Genomic DNA, 14,387 nt, shown 5'->3' on the forward strand with positions numbered 1-14,387 from the left:
GTCCCGCCCTTGGGCGGGACGGCGGCTGGTGGCGGGGGTCGGCTCAGTGGGCGCCGCTGAGGCCCTGAGCGAAGCCGCCGTCGACCGGGAGTTCGACATTGGTGGTGAAGGTCGCGTCGGCGGCCAGGAAGAGCGCGGCGGCGGCGACCTCCTCGACGGTGCCGTTGCGCTTGAGCGGAGTGGTCTGGCTGCCCTGCAGCTCGAACTCACGGCGTTCCTCCTCGCTCAGCCCGGCGACGCCCATGGTGGGGGTCTTGATGTAGCCGGGGGCGACGGAGTTGACGCGGATCTTGCGGGGCAGGAGCTCGGCCGCCAGGACGTGGGAGACCGCGCGTACCGCTTCCTTGGAGCCGGAGTAGGCGCTCAGCCCGGGGAAGATCAGGTCGTTGGCGACGGTGGTGAAGACGATCGCCCCGCCGTCGTTGATCAGCGGTGACAGGCTCTGCACGGTGAAGAAGGCGCCCTTGGCGTTGACGGCGAAGTGCCGGTCCCAGGAGTCCTCGGTGACCTCCTCCAGCGTCTGGACCTCGGCGATGCCGTGGTTGACGAAGAGGTAGTCGATGCGGCCGAGCTTGTCCCGCACGGTGTCGCCGAGCGCGCGGATGTCGGCCATGCTGGCCGCGTCGGAGCGCACGACGTGCGCGGAGTCCGGCTTGAGCTCGGTGCGCGCCTGCTCGATCTTCGTCTCGTTGCGGCCCGTGAGGACGACCTCGGCGCCGCCCTCCAGGAGCGCCTGGACGATGGCCAGGCCCATTCCGTGAGTGCCGCCCGTGACGACGGCCTTCTTGCCTGCGAACCTGCTCATGGTGACTCCCTGGTCAAACGTTCGGGTGGGTGCCGGTCCGACCGGCACACCAGAGCGTGCGGGACCGGGCTCGCGGTTTTCTCTCGGTCTGCTTGCGGTGGGCTGACAGGCCAGGCAGGGGCGACGTGGCCGTACGGTGAGTCCATGCGTTTCGGGGTGCTGGGTCCGCTCGCCGTCTGGTCGGCGGACGGCGAACTCGTGGTGGTGCCCGAGTCGAAGGTGCGCGCACTGCTCGCGGCGTTGCTGACGTCCTGGGGGCAGGTGGTCTCCGCCGACCGGCTCGTGGACGAACTGTGGGGGGACGCGGCGCCGGCGAATCCCACAGGCGCCCTGCAGACCCTGGTGTCGCGGTTGCGGCGGGCACTCGACCGGTCCGGGAAACAGGAGCTGGTGGTACGCCGGGGACCCGGCTACGTCCTCGACGTGGCGGACGACGCGGTGGACGCGGGCCGGTTCAGCGCACTCACCACGCGCGCCCGTGCCATCGCCGACCCCCGCGAGCGTGCCGGGCTTCTCACCGAGGCGCTGGCGCTGTGGCGCGGTCCCGCCTTCGCCGACTTCATCGACGAGGACTTCACGCGCGCAGCCGTCATGCGCCTGGAGGAGCAGCGCCTGCTGGCCCTGGAGGAGCAGGCCGAGGCCCGCCTCGAACTGGGCGAGCACAGCCTTCTCGCCGGGGAACTCGGCGACCTGACCGCCCGCCACCCACTTCGGGAGCGGCTGCGCGCGGCACACATGCGCGCCCTGTACGGCGCGGGCCGGGCCAGCGAGGCCCTGGACAGCTACCAGGATCTACGCCGCCGGCTGGAGGAGGAGCTGGGCCTTGAGCCGGGCCCCGAACTGTCCGCCCTGCAGCAGGAGGTCTTGCGACAGGACCCGGCTCTGCGGGCCGTCCCGCCACCCGCGCCCGCCCCGCGCCGCCACAACAATCTGCCCACCCCGGCCACCGGCCTGATCGGACGGTCGAAGCCCGTCGAGCGGATCCGCGCCCTGATCGCGGCAGGCCGCGTGGTGACGTTGACCGGCCCCGGCGGGGTCGGCAAGACCCGCCTGGCGGTAGAGGTGGCCTCCGGCCTGACCGATTCCTACGCCGACGGCGTCTGGCTCGTGGAGCTCGCCTCGCAGGCCTTCTCCACCGGACCCGGCACCTCGGCCACGGAAGACGAACTGGCCGAGGTAGTGGCCACGACGCTGGGAATCCGGGACGACGCCCATCCTGGCCCCCTGCCGGGCAGGCGGCCGCACACGCTGCTCGACCGGCTGTCCGACGCGCTCCGCTCCCAGCGCCTGCTGCTGGTCCTGGACAACTGCGAGCACGTCATCGAGGCCGCCGCCGACCTGGTCCAGGCGCTGCTGCGCAACGCCCCGTACGTACGGATCCTGGCCACCAGCCAGGAGCCGCTGAGCGTTCCGGGAGAGTGGGTCTGGACAGTGCCCCCGCTCGATCTGCCCCCGCCCGACCTGCCCGGGAGCTCGGCCGGCCTGGCGGTTCTGCGCGCGTCGAGCGCGGTGCGGTTGTTCCTCGAGCGTGCCGCCGCAGCCTCCCCCGGCTTCGACCTCACCGAGGACAACGCCCAGGCGATCGCCTCCATCTGCCGCCGGCTCGACGGGATTCCGCTGGCCCTGGAGCTGGCGTCCACCCGGGTACGAGTGCTCGGCGTGCATGAGCTGGCCAGGCGCCTGGACGACCGGTTCCGGCTGCTCACCGGCGGCCATCGGGGCGCCCCCGCGCGGCAGCAGACCTTGCGCGCGATGATCGACTGGAGCTGGGAACTGCTCACCGCGGCCGAGCAGGCGGTATTGCGCCGGCTCGCCGTCCACTCCGACGGCTGCACCCTGGAGGCCGCCGAGGCCGTATGCGCCGGCGCCGGCGTGAAGCCCGCCGAGGTCCTGGACCTGCTGACCCGCCTGGTCGACCGCTCCCTCGTGCTGGTCGCCCACGAGGCGGACGGCCCTCGGTACCGGCTGCTCGAATCGGTCTCGGCGTACCTCCTGGAGCGGCTGCGGGAATCCGAACACGAGCGGGTGCGCCGCGCCCACGCGCACTACTACGCGGCGTTCGCCGAGCGGGCCGACCCCCTACTGCGCGGCGCCAACCAGCAGCACGGGCTGCGCCGCCTGGACGCCGAGACCGCCAACCTCCGCAGCGCCCTCGACAGTGCCGCCGCCGACGGCGACGCTCATCTGATGCGTCGGCTCGTCCACGCGATGACCTGGTACTGGTTCCTGCGCGGCCGTCTGAGCGAGGCCAACCGCTACCTCGCCCTGGCCCTCGCCCAGCCGCAGGATCCTTCCGGACCCGACGCGGGCACGCCGGACCCGGCGGAGGGCGCCACCGCCGGTCGGGTGCCGGACCGGTCGGGCACCGTGGCCTGGCAGACCGGGATGAGCCTGCTTTCCGGCGCCCCCGACGGGCCGGCACGCCACAGCCGCGCCGTCCTGGAGGTGTACGAGGGCATCCGCGACCCGCACGAACGGACCAGGGCGGGCTGGCTGCTCGGCTTCGCGCTCACCCGGTTCGGAGAATTCGCGGTGGGCGAGGAACTGCTGAACCGGGTGCTGACCGGGTCTCGCGCGCTCGGCGACCGCTGGGCGCTCGCGGCCGGGCTCAGCGCCCGGGGGATGCAGACGTACGTGTGCGGCGATCTCAAGGCTTCCCGGCGCGAGGCCGAGGAGAGCCTCGCGCTCTTCCGCGAGATCGGCGACCGGTGGGGGCAGTCGCAGGCCATGGCCGTGCTCGGGCGGGTGGCGGAGATCGAGGGGGACTATCCGCAGGCCGGCCGCCTGCACCGGGAGGGACTGCAGATCACTGAGGACCTGGGACTGTGGACCGACGCCTCGATGCGCTGGTCCGAACTCGGCAGGATCTCCCTGTTGACCGGCGACCACGCCAGGGCGGAGGAGTTCCACGAGCGAGGCCGGCGTCTTGCCGTCGAGCAGGGGGACCAGCCGGCTGAGGAGTTCGCCGAGCTCGGGCTTGCCTTGGGGGCGCGTCGGCAGGGTCAGCTCGATCGGGCGGAGTCGTACCTGCGCCGCTGGCTGGAGTGGAACCGGCAGTTCGACGCGGAGTACGGTGCGGCGCTGATCCTGGCCGAGCTCGGCTTCATCGCGGAGCTCCGCGGGGACACGGAGACGGCACGAGCGCTGCACCTGCAAGGGCTGGCCGCGGCCCGGGACACCGGCGATCCCCGGGCCGTCGCCCTGGCCCGGGAAGGGCTCGCCGGGGCGTGGGCCCTCGCCGGAGACCATGTGCGGGCCGCGCGCCTGCTGGGCGCCGCGGCCGCGGCCCGTGCCTCGGCGGGCGCCCCGCTGCCGGCGGCCGAGCGTGGCGACGTGGACCGGATCACCGCCGCGCTCAAGGCAGCGTTGGGAGAAGCAGGCTTCGAGGCCGCATTCGACCAGGGGCCGGCCCTGAGCCCGGACGCCGACGCGGAGGGGCTCGACGCGTGAGATGGAGGACCCGCCAGGCAAGGGGGCCTACTGACCGACGATCGCCGCCGCTCGAACCGTCACCTCCCTCGTGCTACCCGGCCGCCGCCACCTGCGGAGCCCCTCGCGCTGACGATGGTCGAGCAGGGCCCCTCCCAAGGCAGACAGGCGAAAGCCGCTCGCGCCTGTACCGCTTCAAGCTCGTAGACATGTTCTGAGCTGGGGTTTCTTGGGATTGGCTTGGCTGCTCGGTGGCGGCGATCTTGCCCGCACGGCGCCTGGAGGTCGTCATGGACGTCGTGGACAGCAGCTGCGGCGCTACAGCCCCGGAAGTCGTGAAGCCACGGCGCCAGTTGGTCAGACCGGCCGCTCAGGCGGTGGGCAGGGGAAACTTGACATGGGTGAGGAGTTCGGAAACCTCCCAGAGCTTTCGCGCGGCGTCATCGTTGAGGGCTTCACCGGACAGTTCTTCGAGGGCGGCGGGGCCGCGTACCCCGAACCGGCTGGGGCCGGAGAAGCTGGCGCCGGGGACGTTGCCGACGGTGGCCAGGAGGGTCGGCCGGGCCCCGCCTTCGGCGCTTTGGGCCAGGAGCCGCGTTCCCAGTGCGAGGGTGTGGTCAAGGATCCGCCGGCCGGTGGTCATGGTGAATCCGGTGGCTGCCCAGCCGGGATGCGCTGCCGTGGCCAGGATCGGTGAGCCGGCCCTGTTCAGGCGGCGCTGCAGTTCTCGGGTGAACAGCAGGTTGGCCAGCTTGGTCTGTCCGTAGGCCCCGAACGGCCGGTAGGGCCGTCGTTGCCACTGCAGGTCCTCGAAGTCGATGTGCGCGTTGCGGTAGTTGGTGGAGGACACGGTGATCACCCGCCCGGCGATCCGGCTCAGGAGCAGATTCGTCAGTGCGAAGTGTCCGAGATGGTTGACGCCGAGCTGGCTCTCGAAGCCGTCGGCGGTGTGCTGCAGGGTATGGGTCATGGAACCGGCGTTGTTGATCAGATAGTCGACGGGGCCGTCCACGGTGCGGGCGAACTCACGTACGGAGGCCAGCGATCCGAGGTCGAGCGGGCGTGACTCGGTGAGGCCGCCAATCTCGGCGGCGGCCGCGCGCCCGCGGGTCTGGTCGCGCACGGCGAGAATGACCCGGGCGCCCTTCGCCGCCAGTGCGGCAGCGGTGGCCTTGCCGATGCCGCTGCTGCCGCCGGTGATGATGACGGTCCGGCCGGTCTGATCGGGGATGTGCATGGTCATGAGGTGAGGGCGATCTTTCCGTGATCGGGTTGCGCGGTGGTCAAGATCAATGGTTTCCGGATGTGCCGCTTCACAGGCTGTCCCAGAAGTCCGACAGCATGCGGGCGGACCGGGCCGGGTCCTGCAGCATCCACCAGTGACCGAGCCCGTCGAGGTCGACGGCACGGGCGCCGGCGCGCTGGGCGGCCCGGTGGCGGAGGGCAACGCTGCCGGCAGTGAGGTCGTCGGTGGCCACGGGAACCAGTCCGGGCCGGGCCGCTGCGGCTGCCAGATCGCGCCCGCGTTCGGCCAGCATGTTCTCGGGCACCGAGCGGTACAGCGACAGAATGGCTCTGCCCATCTCGGGGCCCTGCCCGAGCGCCACCTGGCCGGCCGCCGGCTCCGGGATGCCCCACGAGATCATGCGCGCCGTCCGTTCCGCGGCGTCTCCCGAGAAGGTGTCCTCGATGTGGCGTTCCCCGTCCCCTGGTGTCTGCCAGGTCTTTGCGATCTCATGCCACGTGAAGTCCGGTTCGTACCCGCCGATGGTGTCGCTGGTCCAGCTGCGCACCAGGTCGGGACGGGCCATCGCGACTTCCAGCACGTAACCGCCGCCGAAGTCGTGACCGACCAGGTCCACCGGGGTGCCGAGCCGCGACAGCTCGTCAATGAGCCAGTCCCGGTAGTCCAGGAAGGTGGCACCGAAGTCCGCAGGAAGTGCGGCGCCGAAGCCCGGAGGTGAGAGCCGGACGACGTCCTGCCGCCGGGGCTTCGGCAGCTTGCTGATCAGAGGGGTCCAGACCGCAGAGGTCACCGGGACGCCGTGGACAAAGACAATGGTCATGCCAGGTATGACACCACCGTGCCGGCGTAGGCGTCCAAGTCCTGTATTGCACCTCGTGATGCAAGAACTGCATAACGGGGGACTAGCCTGAGGACATGCTTCCCGATCTGGACCTACGACTGGTCCGGTACTTCACGGTCGTCGCCGAGCAGCTGAACTTCGCCCGAGCGGCCGAGGAACTGCGTGTCGCCCAGCCCTCCCTGAGCCGCCAGATCCAGCGCCTGGAGAACACTCTCGGCGTGCGTCTACTGGAACGCACCACCCAGGGCAGCCGCCTCACCGCCGCGGGCGCGGCCTTCCTGCCCCAGGCACAGCAACTGCTGCACGGCGCCCAGCAGGCGGTCCGGACCGCCCGGGCCGCGGCGCCGGCGCGCACGATCACCATCGGGTACGCCGACGATCTCGTCATCACATCCGCCGTGCGCGACCTGCGCCATCGCTGTCCCGACGCCCACGTCCGCACTCGTCACCTCGGCTCACAGGACGCCTCCATGCTGCTGGAGCGGCAGGTCGACGTCCTGGTCACCCGCACGCCGCTGCCCATCCCGGCCGAGGAACTGGAGGTGACGGTCCTGTACTCCGAGGCCCGGGTCCTGCTCGTGCCCGCCTCGCACCGCCTCGCCGGGAAAGAGGCGGTCACGGCCGACGACATCGCCGCGGAACCACTCGTGGGCTGCACCGGGATGGGCGTCGCATGGACCACCTTCTGGCGGCTCGAACCCCGATCGGACAGCGAACCCGCCCCGGTGGGTCCTACCTTGGCCGAGACCTACGAGGACAAACTCGAGGCCATCGCCGACGGCACCGCCATCGCCATCGTCCCGGCCGGCGACCGGCGCCACACCCTGCGCCCCGGCCTGGTCACCGTTGCGCTCGACGGGATCGAGCCTTGCCAGATCGTCGTAGCCACCCGGACCGCAGACACGAACCCACTCGTCACGGAGTTCGTGCGATCCGCGAAGAATCTCCTGGCCGGTCCCATCACCAGCGTTGCGACTCCTTCCGCCCTTTCTGCGTAGCGTTGTCCTGACCGATGGGAGGGCTCCCGGGCGATCGGTTTCTCGAGCATGGCATCCAGCGCCTTTGCCGTCGTTCACCTGCGTCGCAGCAGTGTCAGCAGGTCAGCGATCGTAGGGGTTCGCTAGGCACGGTCGATGAGCACCTGGACGCCGTCGAGGATGCGATCAAGGCCGAAGTCGAGTGGATCGAGCTCGGCGGAGGTGAATGCGCCGTCGGCGATCGCCTTGGTCAGGGCGGGGAAGCGATCGCTGTGGCGGTTGAGCAGCTCGCTGGTCAGGCGGCCCCATTCACGGTTGTGGTCCTCGTCGAAGTCGGCCCGTTGCTGGGCGAGGCTGCGTACCTGCCCGGCGACCAGGAGGAAGACCTGGTGGCGTTGGCCGGCGGTCAGGCCGGTCGGTTCCAGGGCGGCCAGTGCGGCGTCCATCCAGGCGAGCTGGTGGGGGCCCATGATCTGCCGGCGCATGGCGGTGGCGGCCAGCAGCCAGGGATGGGCCTGGTAGACCTCCCACTGGAGGTGGGCCCACGCGGAAAGCCGAGCTCGCCAGCCGGAGCCGGCGGCCGACAGGTCGGGAGGCCCGGCGAGGACGGCTTCGACCATCAACTCGACGAGTTCGGTCTTGCCGGGCACGTAGCGGTACAGGGCCATGGCCGAGACGCCGAATTCGGTGGCGACCTTGTTCATCGAGACGGTCTCCAGCCCTTCGGCGTCGGCGAGGGTCACGGCGGCCTGGGCGATGCGCTGGGGGGTGAGGCTGGGCTTGGGGCCGCGGGCGGGTTGGTCCTGTTCGCCCCACAGCAGCGCGATGCCTGTCGGCAGGTCGCGCGCCTTCTTGTCCTTGTTCTCGCGCGGCTTGGCTGCCCTGGTCATGGTCGCTCCCCTTGGTGAGGTCGTTCGCGGACGTCGGTTGACACCCTCCCGCAACTGTATATAGCGTAAACGCACTTGTTATCACCATAAACAGTTTAAGGAAGTAACAGATGCTGGGCATCGCTATCGCCGCAACCGCCACCGCTGCCATCGCCGTACCCGCCGCCGGCCTGCTCGGCTACCGCCGGCTCAGGCGCACCGCCCACGCCGAACGGCTACGCATCACCAGCCCGTACGGCATCGAGGAATCCGGGTTCGTCCGCATCGGCGGCATCGACCAGTGGATCACCATCCGCGGCGAAGACCACCGCAACCCGGTGATCCTGGAACTCCACGGCGGCCCCGGCGCCACCAACCTGATCTTCGCCTCGCGCACCCGCGTCTGGGAGCGGCACTTCACCATCGTGCGGTGGGACATGCGCGGCGCAGGCAAGACCTTCGCTCGCGGCGGCCCCGACGGACAGGGCGACCTGAGCCTGCGGCGACTCGAGTGCGACGCCCTGGAGGTCACCCACCACGTCCGTGCCCGGCTCGGCGTCGGCAAAGTCGTGCTGCTCGGCTGCTCCTTCGGCTCCTTCGTCGGGCTGCGCCTGGCCCGCAACCACCCGGAGCTGTACTCCGCCTATGTGGGCACCGACCAGAACATCAACGCCGGCGGCCGCGACCACACCGCCTACCGCGCGCTGCTGGACCGGCTTGGCACGGCCGGCAAGCGCAAGGAACTGGCCGCCGTCACCGCGATGGGCCCGGACAAGTCGGCCTGGCGCGTCGAGGACTGGTCACAGTACAACAAGCACACCGTCGGCTCCGACCCGCTCACCTTCGACACCATCAAGACCGTCGTGGTCGGCTCCCTGCTGTCCTCGCCCCTGCACTCCCTGCGCGAACTGCCCGCCTACACCAAGGCCATGAGCTTCTCCCAGCGCGTCACGCCCGAGTCCGCGACCATCGACGAATGGGCCGAAGGCACCACGTTCGCCATCCCGTTCTTCATCTTCCAGGGCGAGCGCGACGTGATCACCCCGCCCGAGCCGGTCCGGCGGTTCTTCAACGACGTCACCGCCCCGGTCAAGGACTTCGCCCTCATCCAGGACGCGAGCCACTTCGCCTCCTTCCGCCACCCCGACCAATTCCTCGACCTGATGCTCACCAAGGTCCGGCCCCTGCTCGCCGGCCAACCGATCCCCCGGTGAAGCGCCACACCCCTGACCATCACCAGCCCGTCGGCCCGGCCACTTGGACAACGTCGTACTACTTCGACTGCAGGCTGAACCCATTCGACGGCCGCGGCGAGCGCGGCGGCCTCCCCACTCAGGGCGAGACCGGACGGTCGGCCATCGCGGCCAGCCGGTCGATCGCCTGCTGCCTCGGCAGGTCGGCGCCCTCACGATAGGCCGCGCTATAGCCGTCCTCGCCAAGATGCCTGATCAGGGCACGGATCTCGGGGTCTCCATGATCGAGCGCCCCTTTGATCCTTTCGCTCATCCTCAGCGCGTGCGCCGCGCCCTTCGGATCGCCCTCGGCGAGCAGGAGGGACACTCGCTCACCCGCGATCAGCCCCCGGACGACCTCCTCTTGCATGGGCACCCGGTGAATGAGCGTCTGGAGCCGGTCCAATGTCTGATGGACCTGCTGGTACTCTCCGGAGCCGCGCAGGACCGCCGCCCTGCGCGGCAAGTCCTTCTGCTGGCAGCATGGGTTTCAGCGTCACCCGGCGCCACGCTTATGTCAGCCAGGGCTGACCCATGGACCGCAAGCCTGGGGAGCGGCGGTACATGCATGGTATGCCGCCGATATGCGAGGTAGCCGTCACTGCCACTGCCAGGACAGATCGCGAAGTGTCACTGGAGTACTTGTCCCCTTCGACGCCTCGCCGACGGTCACAGATCTGGAACCCACCGGCACCGAACGGTCGACGCCGGACCGCTCGCTCACGCCAAGGGGGCACCACCCCCAAATTCGGAAGGTCGGCTTGCCGGTTTCAGGGTCTTAGCCGCGATCGATGGCCTGGGCGGTGAGCAGGCAGGCGAACGCCGCGACGGCGAGTACTGTCCGGACGAGGTGCAGGTTGAGCCACCGCTGACGGATCTCGTGCCAGTCGGCGGGCAGTTTGTCCGGGTTCCAGGTGTCCACGACGCGGTTGAGGGGCTCCAGGCCCGTCAGGGTGAGGGCGACCGTGAGGATCACCAGGAGCAGGGCCGCCGAACTGAGGCCGAGGGTGAGCCATCCGCGGGGCCACGACAGGGCTGACGTGACGAGCGTCGCCGCGATGCCAGTCAGGAGGAGCGGCGGCATCGCGCGCCCGTAGTCGACGTTGAGCGCCTGCCAGTAGCGGACGTACGCGGGCCCGGGCAAGCTGCCCACGGACGGCGCGAGCACCACGAACAGGACCCCGCCCGCGTACAGGCCGACCAGTGACAGCGCGACCGTTCTGGACGCGGTGAGAGCCAGGGACACCGTACGCCTCCCGGGAAACGAAGTATTGAAGAGAATCAAACCTTTTCATTAGATGTTCATCCAGTCAATATATTCTGAGACCATGGTCACCGATGACTGAGCAGAGGAAGCGGCGCCGCTACTCCAGCGCCCTGCGCCAGGAACACGCCCAGGCCACGCGACAGAAGATCGCGACGGCGGCGGGGGAGTTGATGGTCGCCAAGGGCTACGCCGACACCACCATGGCCGAAGTGGCGCGCGAGGCCGGCGTGGCTGTTCAGACGCTGTATTCGTCCTGCCCGGGTGGCAAACCCTCACTGGCCAAGCTCGTCTACGACATCACCCTGGCCGGGGACGCCCGGTCGCTGGCGCAGAGCGACCGTCCCGCGATCGAGGCGATCCTCGACGAGCCGGATCCGGTGCGCAAGCTGGCCCTGTACGCCGCCATGGCGACCGCGATCCTCCGGCGTATCAAGCCCGTGCACCGCGTCCTGCGAGCGGCCGCCGCCGCGTCCCCGGCCGACGCGGGACTCCAGGACGTGCTGGTCGGCATCGAACGGGAAAGGCTGACCGGAAGCCGTGGGCCGGCCGAGCACCTCCACGCCCTCGGAGCGTTGCGCCGCGGACTCCCGCCGGGCCGGGCGGCCGAGCAGATCTACGTCCTCACCTCGACGGAGAACTTCGAGAAGCTGACTGAGGTGTGCGGGTGGAGCGAATCCGAGTACGAGGAGTGGCTCGCCGCCATGCTCGCGGCGGCCCTGCTCGAACATCCAGGGCGCGCCGACGCCCGCTGATGTGGGGACCGGCCGCGGCTCATCCTGGGCGTGACCGCCCATCCGCTCGGCGCCTGGACGGCCCAGCAGGCCCGCGACCCACTCATGGACCTCGGTGACCGGGATCAGATCCGCCCGCTTCCTCACCCGCGACCGCGATACCGAATTCACCGCTGCCTTCGACGCCCGCCCGCACGCCGCGGGCAACTGCTATGCCGAGCGGTGGGTGTGCGCACCGTACGGGCCGAGTGCACCGACCGCATGTTGATCTACAGAGAGGGGTGCCTGCGCTCGCTGCCGGCCGAGTACGCCGATCACTACAGCGGCCACCCGATCACGATGAGGCAGGCGCATCATCCCGAACAGGCTGAGATCGCCTTGACGGAGGTGATGGCCGCACTCAGCGACCCGATCCGCGTCGGGCTGGCGCGGGTGCCGGCAGACGGATGCGAACGCGGCTGGGAGAGCTGCGGGCGCTGGCCTGACGCGCACCCGGCAGGGAGGGGACCCGCTGCTACGTGGCCTTGCGCCGGAGGATCGGCAGGCGGGCATCGTGGACAATTATCCCTTCGCCGCCAAGGTGATCCCCGTCGTGGAAGAGGTTCTGCCCGCGGCCAGGGCCGCCGGAATCCCGGTGATCTTCATTCGTTTCGGGCTCCGGGGCTCAAGGGTTGACGTGGCAGCGGGGAACCAGTTGATCAGGGGCCTGCATGGGGCGGGGACGCTGTTCCATGAAGGGTCTCCCGAGACGCTCGTGCATGCGCGCATCGAGCCGTTGCCGGGCGAGGCCGTCGTCCTCAAGCGCAGGGCCAGCGCGTTCGCGGCGACCGACCTCGATCGCCTGCTCCGCGCCTAGCGCGTCGACTCGATCGTGCTGACCGGCGTCGCGACCGGGGCGATGCGTCTTCCCAGCCAAGGGCGCTGACGCCCTCACCGCCCACGAGTGGACCGCTCGCCTGTGATCGTCCGCCAGGGGTGGCGGTCAAGGGAGACGTAGGGCGCCGATAGAGGCACGGCCAAGGCAGTCGCTGTGTCGCTGACTAGGGAGGGAGCCACATCAGCGGGACTGGCGCAGGGAGTCGAGATAGTCGCGCAGACTCTGAGCAGTGCGCTCCGAGCTCCAGATTTTCAGTACGTGGGGCTCGTCCTGGGGTTGGGCGGCGGCGATGCGGTCGCGGGCCGGCCGGTGGAGTTGGAGCTTGGACAGGGCGTACACCTCGGGCGGGACGGCGGACAGTTCTTCGGCCCGTCGCAGTCCCGCGGTGAGTAGATGCCCGGGCTCGATGATCTCGTGTACCAGACCGATCGCGGCGGCCTCACCGGCATTCAGCCGATCGTTTCGCAGCATCAGCGTGTCCAGTGCCGGGCCCAGAGCATGGCGCATGATCTCCAGCGGGACCGTTGGGAACGGCACTCCGGCGGCGAGTTCGGTGAGCCCGATCGTGCCGGCTGACATCAGCCGCAGGTCGCAGGCGGCCGCCAGCACGCAGCCGCCAGCCAGGGCATGACCGTTCACGGCGGCCACGACGGGTTTGGGATGCTCGAACAGGGCGAGCATCGCACGGCTCAGTGCCGGCAGGAACTTCTCGATGTACTGGACGCCGCCTTCCACAATGCGTTTCAGGTTCACACCCGCGCAGAAGGACCGCCCGCTGCCAGTCAGGACGATGGCGTGGGCGCCTTCGACGGCGGCGAGGGCCTCAGGAAGAGCGGTGAGCAACTCCAGATCCAACGCGTTCACCGGCCCGCGGGCCAGCGTGAGTACGGCGATGCCTTGGTGGTCGGTTACGTCGATCATTAAGTCACCTCTTGAGTTCGCCGCATTGCCGGTGCGCTGGGGAACGTGCAGCCCGACGATCACCTTGTGTGTCGCGTCCTCGGAGCGGTGCAACTGGCCCCACGAGGTAGGTACCGTGGGTGGATCTTAGGCGGCCTCGGTGGTGAGTGCCAACGCCGTATTGTCGGTCGGGGCAACTCGGTGAGGCGGCCGATGACCTTGACGCGGCGGCGCGTCTCGCCGAAGGTGAGCTTTCCATGAAGTAGGAAGGCCAGGTAGAGGCCCATCAGCACGCCGCCGGGGCACGGCATGCGCCACCGGCCCATCCCGCCAATGGCGTAGATCGCGGAATGGGCAATCAGCGCGAAGCGAACGGCCGTTTCCGTATGGGGACAGCCCGTATTTCTGGCGATTCCGAAAGGCCACCAAGAAGGTCTCCGCCGCGACGTCGTCGGCCGCTGTCGGCCCGAGACGGGCGGAGGCATAGCGGTGGATGACGTGGAAGTGCCTGCGGAAGATCTCCGCGAACCTCTCAGGATCGAGCAGAGATCGATCAATCACCTCGGAATCCGACACCTCGTGGGCGCTTGTTGTCGCGGCCTCAACCGCAAGAGGATCGTTCATGCACCAGGACGCCTTCCGGAAGGGAGTAAGGGACCGCTGTTATTGCCCGGGGCCCCTGACTTCTTCACGAAATCATCCAAATTCCTGCAGTCCTCGCGATGTCCTAGGCAGGGCCGCAAGCCGGGGACTCCTTCCCGGGCGTGAGACCCGCGGCGACGACGTCGATCAGCAGGTCGAGGACTTTCGCGCGGGCGCCGCCGGTTCTGGCGGCCTCGTCCTCCGAGCCGGGGCGGAAAGGGGTCTACGGGATGATGAGTCCCCAGAACAGGGCCCAGGGCACGAACGCCAGCCCGGCCACCAGCAGCAGCCAGAGCCGGACCCGCCCCTCAGGGGCCGGCGCGATGTCCTGCACGGCGGCGCGGCTCGCGCCCTTGGCTCCGTGGGCCGGGCGGCGGCGGGTGCGCCAGGCGGTGACGGCGGTCGTGATCCCGGCCGCGACCACGGTCACGGCGAGAAGCTGGAGCAGCAGCCAGGGCACCGGCCGGCCGAGCACGACCGGCCCGATCACGGTCGCGCCGGTCAGGGCGAGGACGCCGACGTAGCCGAGGAAGCCCAGCGTCGTCGCCGCCAGCGCGGCGACGAACACGCG

At 69.9% G+C, this 14,387-nt stretch carries 13 protein-coding genes; 5 read left to right on the forward strand and 8 right to left on the reverse strand.

What is annotated here, in order from left to right; translation table 11 throughout:
• Nucleotides 1-43: 43 nt before the first annotated feature.
• Nucleotides 44-805 carry an SDR family oxidoreductase gene (locus KME80_RS33295; protein ID WP_219510521.1) on the reverse strand — a complete coding sequence of 254 codons (762 nt, stop codon included), beginning with the start codon at nt 803-805 and terminating at the stop codon, nt 44-46.
• Nucleotides 806-949: 144 nt separating this feature from the next.
• Here KME80_RS33295 and KME80_RS33300 point away from each other — a divergent pair, with 144 nt between their 5' ends.
• Nucleotides 950-4,255 (forward strand): ATP-binding protein, encoded by a 3,306-nt coding sequence (locus tag KME80_RS33300; protein WP_219510522.1) that lies wholly within the window; start codon nt 950-952, stop codon nt 4,253-4,255.
• A 349-nt stretch (nt 4,256-4,604) separates the two neighbouring features.
• On the opposite strand, the gene KME80_RS33305 is transcribed toward KME80_RS33300, so the two are convergent.
• Nucleotides 4,605-5,477, reverse strand: coding sequence for an oxidoreductase (locus tag KME80_RS33305; protein WP_219510523.1), 873 nt, complete (start codon nt 5,475-5,477; stop codon nt 4,605-4,607).
• Between the two features lie 70 nt (nt 5,478-5,547).
• Nucleotides 5,548-6,300, reverse strand: a complete 753-nt coding sequence (locus KME80_RS33310) for an alpha/beta fold hydrolase (RefSeq protein WP_219510525.1) — start codon at nt 6,298-6,300, stop codon at nt 5,548-5,550.
• 95 nt (nt 6,301-6,395) lie between these two features.
• On the opposite strand from KME80_RS33310, the gene KME80_RS33315 reads away from it, so the two are divergent.
• Nucleotides 6,396-7,319 (forward strand): LysR family transcriptional regulator, encoded by a 924-nt coding sequence (locus KME80_RS33315; RefSeq protein WP_219510526.1) that lies wholly within the window; start codon nt 6,396-6,398, stop codon nt 7,317-7,319.
• Between the two features lie 122 nt (nt 7,320-7,441).
• On the opposite strand, the gene KME80_RS33320 is transcribed toward KME80_RS33315, so the two are convergent.
• Entirely contained in the window at nt 7,442-8,188 is a 747-nt protein-coding gene (locus KME80_RS33320; RefSeq protein WP_219510527.1) for a TetR/AcrR family transcriptional regulator, read from the reverse strand.
• Nucleotides 8,189-8,298: 110 nt separating this feature from the next.
• On the opposite strand from KME80_RS33320, the gene KME80_RS33325 reads away from it, so the two are divergent.
• Nucleotides 8,299-9,381: an alpha/beta hydrolase gene (locus tag KME80_RS33325; protein WP_219510528.1), complete on the forward strand. Its 1,083-nt coding sequence runs from the start codon at nt 8,299-8,301 to the stop codon at nt 9,379-9,381.
• A gap of 118 nt (nt 9,382-9,499) precedes the next feature.
• On the opposite strand, the gene KME80_RS33330 is transcribed toward KME80_RS33325, so the two are convergent.
• On the reverse strand, nt 9,500-9,865 hold the full coding sequence (locus KME80_RS33330) for a hypothetical protein (protein WP_219510529.1): 366 nt from the start codon (nt 9,863-9,865) through the stop codon (nt 9,500-9,502).
• A gap of 312 nt (nt 9,866-10,177) precedes the next feature.
• Nucleotides 10,178-10,645, reverse strand: a complete 468-nt coding sequence (locus KME80_RS33335; RefSeq protein WP_219510530.1) for an anthrone oxygenase family protein — start codon at nt 10,643-10,645, stop codon at nt 10,178-10,180.
• Between the two features lie 92 nt (nt 10,646-10,737).
• Here KME80_RS33335 and KME80_RS33340 point away from each other — a divergent pair, with 92 nt between their 5' ends.
• Together KME80_RS33340 and KME80_RS33345 are read left to right on the forward strand one after the other, a co-directional pair.
• Nucleotides 10,738-11,418: a TetR/AcrR family transcriptional regulator gene (locus KME80_RS33340; RefSeq protein WP_219510531.1), complete on the forward strand. Its 681-nt coding sequence runs from the start codon at nt 10,738-10,740 to the stop codon at nt 11,416-11,418.
• A 532-nt stretch (nt 11,419-11,950) separates the two neighbouring features.
• Nucleotides 11,951-12,253, forward strand: a complete 303-nt coding sequence (locus tag KME80_RS33345) for a cysteine hydrolase family protein (RefSeq protein ID WP_219510532.1) — start codon at nt 11,951-11,953, stop codon at nt 12,251-12,253.
• 201 nt (nt 12,254-12,454) lie between these two features.
• Here KME80_RS33345 and KME80_RS33350 read toward each other — a convergent pair whose 3' ends face one another.
• Nucleotides 12,455-13,195, reverse strand: a complete 741-nt coding sequence (locus KME80_RS33350; RefSeq protein WP_219510533.1) for an enoyl-CoA hydratase/isomerase family protein — start codon at nt 13,193-13,195, stop codon at nt 12,455-12,457.
• A gap of 844 nt (nt 13,196-14,039) precedes the next feature.
• The coding region (locus tag KME80_RS33355; protein ID WP_219510534.1) for a hypothetical protein at nt 14,040-14,387 on the reverse strand (348 nt) is incomplete at its 5' end.

This window comes from Nonomuraea ceibae, assembly GCF_019396325.1.
GTDB classification, from domain to species: Bacteria; Actinomycetota; Actinomycetes; order Streptosporangiales; family Streptosporangiaceae; genus Nonomuraea; species Nonomuraea ceibae.

Coding starts and splice junctions, on each gene's coding strand:
- KME80_RS33325 (WP_219510528.1), top strand. CDS start 8,299: ATGCTGGGCATCGCTATCGCCGCAACCGCCACCGCTGCCATCGCCGTA.
- KME80_RS33305 (WP_219510523.1), bottom strand. CDS start 5,477: ATGACCATGCACATCCCCGATCAGACCGGCCGGACCGTCATCATCACC.
- KME80_RS33300 (WP_219510522.1), top strand. CDS start 950: ATGCGTTTCGGGGTGCTGGGTCCGCTCGCCGTCTGGTCGGCGGACGGC.
- KME80_RS33295 (WP_219510521.1), bottom strand. CDS start 805: ATGAGCAGGTTCGCAGGCAAGAAGGCCGTCGTCACGGGCGGCACTCAC.
- KME80_RS33315 (WP_219510526.1), top strand. CDS start 6,396: ATGCTTCCCGATCTGGACCTACGACTGGTCCGGTACTTCACGGTCGTC.
- KME80_RS33310 (WP_219510525.1), bottom strand. CDS start 6,300: ATGACCATTGTCTTTGTCCACGGCGTCCCGGTGACCTCTGCGGTCTGG.
- KME80_RS33320 (WP_219510527.1), bottom strand. CDS start 8,188: ATGACCAGGGCAGCCAAGCCGCGCGAGAACAAGGACAAGAAGGCGCGC.
- KME80_RS33350 (WP_219510533.1), bottom strand. CDS start 13,195: ATGATCGACGTAACCGACCACCAAGGCATCGCCGTACTCACGCTGGCC.
- KME80_RS33340 (WP_219510531.1), top strand. CDS start 10,738: ATGACTGAGCAGAGGAAGCGGCGCCGCTACTCCAGCGCCCTGCGCCAG.